This window comes from Dictyobacter arantiisoli (assembly GCF_008326305.1).
GTDB classification, from domain to species: domain Bacteria; phylum Chloroflexota; class Ktedonobacteria; order Ktedonobacterales; family Ktedonobacteraceae; genus Dictyobacter; species Dictyobacter arantiisoli.
This window is the reverse complement of the sequence record NZ_BIXY01000182.1, coordinates 1-3,971: the sequence shown is the minus strand read 5'-3', so window position 1 is coordinate 3,971 and position 3,971 is coordinate 1. Positions and strand designations below refer to the sequence as shown.

Below are 3,971 nucleotides of genomic sequence, written 5' to 3'. Positions count from 1 at the left end.
CTCATCCTTTTTCGTCCTTTCTTGCTCAGCTTATCGCTTTTCTTGTTCAGCTTTTTTGCGGACAACCTGAACAGGTACGATGAGGGCACTCACGCTCAGGTCTCGATGACGGAAAACCATACAGGCAGGGAGTTCTTGCTTCACCTCCATTTGTTGGCGTATGGATGAGGTGAGAGAATTATACGAATCACGGGAAAGCGGGACTCACTGGCGTTCGTGCCGCACCTACGTGTTTTTAGATGTTTTCGGTTTCAGATGGCAAATCACGTTTTTGGGGGTTGACAGAGTGCCCATATTTGCTATATTTATATTGATAACTTCTATAAAAAGGATTTAATTGCTTATGCATTCCCTGGTATCTAGCAACGATGAAGCAAAAAATGCATTTATTTTCAGTCGGATCTTTCTTTTGTTGATTACGCTTCCAGTGATTGCCATTGCCGCTGGAAAAGCTGGTTTCCCTTTTGATCCGACTCAGGTGACATCTGAAGTGTTGCAGCATAATAGTCCATTCGATCTTCAGACTTACCTGCTGGCGTGGTGGCGCTGGGATAATGTGTTTTATGTACGGATAGCAGCGCTGGGCTATCATCATCAGCCTGGCCTGACGGTCTTCTTTCCACTCTGGCCCGCGACAATCCGCTTGCTTGGCTATCCCCTGTCACTCTTCCTACCGGGTGAAACCGCCTATTATATTTCCAGTATCATCCTTTCTAATCTGCTCTTCTTTGTCTCGCTACAACTTCTCTACCGCTTAACCAACAAGTATTTCGATGCCGCGCTGGCAAAAACAGCGGTCTGGTTGCTGGCTTTCTTTCCCTATACCATCTTCTTTTCCTTCGGCTATACGGAATCGCTCTTTCTCTTCTTCTGTCTGGCGACCTTTGTCTTCCTGGAGCGTGGTCGGAAGCGGGATTGGTGGCTGGCAAGTTTATGCGCGGGCCTGGCTGCCACGACGCGTGAAACCGGTGCTGTCATCATCGTAGCCCTCTTTGTCTGCTTTCTCCAGCACTACTGGCCGCTGCCACAATATCTGCGTAGCCACAGACGCGAGATGATCAATGCATTGTGTTCACTGCTGATTATCCCGCTGGGAGTGGTAATCTACATGCTCTACCTGTACCTGAACTGGCATAATCCCCTGCTCTTCCTGCATGATGTCATTTCGTGGGGACGTCATCCTGTGCTACCGCTGACCGCGCTCTTCTCCTCTCTCTGGTATCTAATCACCTTTGTCGTGCCATTAGATTCGCTCTACAATAACCTGCTCGACCTCTGCTTTACCATCTTGCCCATTATCTTGTTGATCAAATACTGGCGACGCCTCCCGCTCTACTACAGCGTCTTCGCGCTATCGCTCCTCTTATACTCTCTGAGCACCGCTGTAGACTTTCCCAATCCCCTCATGTCCATCCCGCGCTATCTGATGGTCATTTTCCCCTGCATCATCCTCCTGGCAGTTGAATGGAAACAGAATCCGGCCTGTCATCGTTACATCATCATCTTCTTCCCGCTCACTCTGGCCGTCAACGTGGTCCTCTTCGCCATCGGACGCTGGGTTGCATAGGCCCGGCGTCCAATGGAATGGATGTGTCTCTTTTGCACCAAACCGATAGCTATGGTTTTCCATGGAGGTTGATCTGGAAGTAGATCTCTCTGGTGTAGGCTCCATAGGTGCCGTCGAGGATGTCACTGTTGGGATTTCCGGCACGGGGGATGGTAAAGGTGGGTTCGTGGCAGAAGTCGTCGTCGGTACAGGCGGGGAATTGGGAGATGTCGAGATGTGTCGGAGCAGCTAGCTGTGTGCCATCGGTATCATTGTCCGCGCCGGGATAGACGTTGAGTGTCTTGCCATCTCCGCTGGTGCTGATGATGTAAAAATGGCTGGCGGCGTCCTGGGTGATACGCGCCTTCGTTCGATAATCGATGTTCAGGATGACATCTTTGATGATCTTTCCATTTGCGATAACTACATGATGGGTACCGTTGTAGAGATTATTATAGAGGATATGCGTACGGCCATAGGTGTCGATATAGCTGTCCATCAGATAGGTGATGTCGTAGTCGCTGTTGTTCTGTGGCTGCACCTCCGCGACGTTGAGATCTTGAATAGTGGCTGGATCGTCAATATTGGGAATGTAAAAGTATTTGATGGCGTTGAAGATGTAGTTAAAGCCCGTGGATGAAGGATAGCCCAGTTCTGGTCGCAGAACATCCCGCATGGCGGTGATGGTGAGATCGTGTTTGGGTCCCAGGAAGAAGAAGGCATAGGTGTAGCGATAGTTAATCGTGGTGGTGTGAAAGGTCCATTGCTGGCTGGCTGCATCATAATAGGACCAGTAGAAGACGCCAGGGACGTTATAGCCGGTCTGGAAGATGACCATATTGCCCTGCGCATCGATGGTGCTGCCACTATAGCCCTGATCGGCGATCCACTCTCCTGGAATCTGCCTGGTTTGGAAGCTGCGCCCGCCATCGCTTGAGCTGATCTGATTGAGGATGCCAGCGGTGCCCGGCCAGGTAAAAAGATAGATCTCATCATGGGGGCCGCGCAGGATATTGATTGGCTCCTGCCCGGCATCGCCACTTTGCAGTTTCTGCCAGTTGCCCGTGGGTGTTTTGCGCATTAAATGCCATCTGCGATCAGTGTTGCCTGCACCTGCGGAGATATAGGTTGTGAAGACATCTCCATTACTGGTGCGAATAACCCGGTTTTTCTGGACACCCCAGCTATTGGGAACATAGTTGTTGTCGGCGCCAAATGCGCCATGGGTGATCTGATCAAGCTGTGTCAGTGTTGGCGTCCCTGAGGTGGGAATGGGTGTAATCGTTGCCGTGGGAACGGGGCTGGGCGTTACGGTCGATGTCGGCGTATCGGTGGCGGTATCTGTCACTGTGGGAGTATCAGTTGCTGTTGGTGTTGCTGGGTTGGTCGTGGGAGGGGTAGCGGTAGCGGTAGGCGTCAGGGTGGTGCCGCGTGTTGGACTCACTGCTGGTGTGGACGCCGTTCTGGTGGGGGCGCTGGTTGTTCCCGATCCGCTATTGCCTGGAGTAACTGGTTGATAGGTTTGTCCACTCTGCGCAGGCGGGGTGGTGCCTGACGAGGCAGGGGGATAGGTCTGACTGTTATCAGGTGGAGTGGTGCTACCAGCATTCGCTGACGGGTTAGTATGAATGGATGGTGTGGGAATGATGCCCACCTCTGGTGTGATTGAGGAACCGGACGGTGAGGAGGTAGCCGAGGGTGTTTGTGTGATGGATGCCTGATCTGATTTTTTCTGTGTGTCCCCTGAGCCTGAGTCATTGGTAGCGGTGATATCTTTCGCCTGTGCCGTCTGAAACTGCCAGTAAATCGTGCTCAAGCAGATTCCAAAGAGCAGCAATGATGTACACAATACAGCTACTTTGTGGCGATTGTACCAGAGAGCCTGGAAACGTGTTCTCCAGGGAAAGTTTCGCAGCGTAACTGTAAACATCCGCATAAAAGCATGCATCCTACTCGGTAGCATAGAAATAAATGTACGCATAATCTTCCTTGAAAATCCTTTTGCATCCTATACTGAACAGTAGCGATATCAAGCCGTACATCTACCATTATACGACTTTTCCGTACTATAGCAACCCTGAAAACCAGCAAAAGCAGAGCATTCCAATGTTCACGTACAGGGCAGGACAGGGCAGGACAGCAGGTCCAACGTCTGCGGAAGCGCGCGCAGAGCCACTGTTCTACGGTGGCCGGTGGCGGCTACGTTGGTCTGTCGTCTTATCTCAAATGAAGAAAAACGTAGGCATCGACCTGCGCTGCGCTGCGTGCACCTACTCCAACAAATGGGGGGATGAAGCAAGAGCTCCCTGCCTGTATGGTTTTCCGTCATCGAGACCCGGCCCTGTTTTCCCTCATCGTATCTGCAGAGGTGGGTGAGAAGGAGCCTGTCTTTCTGCGATATACTACCACGAAAAGGAGGGTGATG

Annotated in this window: 2 protein-coding genes; one reads left to right on the top strand and one right to left on the bottom strand. The window is 51.4% G+C overall.

Going from position 1 to position 3,971, the window contains the following annotated elements; translation table 11 throughout:
* Positions 1-343 precede the first annotated feature (343 nt).
* A complete protein-coding gene (locus F1593_RS27460; RefSeq protein ID WP_149404740.1) occupies positions 344-1,567 on the top strand; it encodes a mannosyltransferase family protein in 1,224 nt (407 codons plus the stop codon).
* A 49-nt stretch (positions 1,568-1,616) separates the two neighbouring features.
* Here the strand turns inward: F1593_RS27460 and F1593_RS27455 are convergent, their stop codons facing one another.
* On the bottom strand, positions 1,617-3,527 hold the full coding sequence (locus tag F1593_RS27455) for a RodZ family helix-turn-helix domain-containing protein (RefSeq protein ID WP_149404739.1): 1,911 nt from the start codon (positions 3,525-3,527) through the stop codon (positions 1,617-1,619).
* Positions 3,528-3,971: the final 444 nt, after the last annotated feature.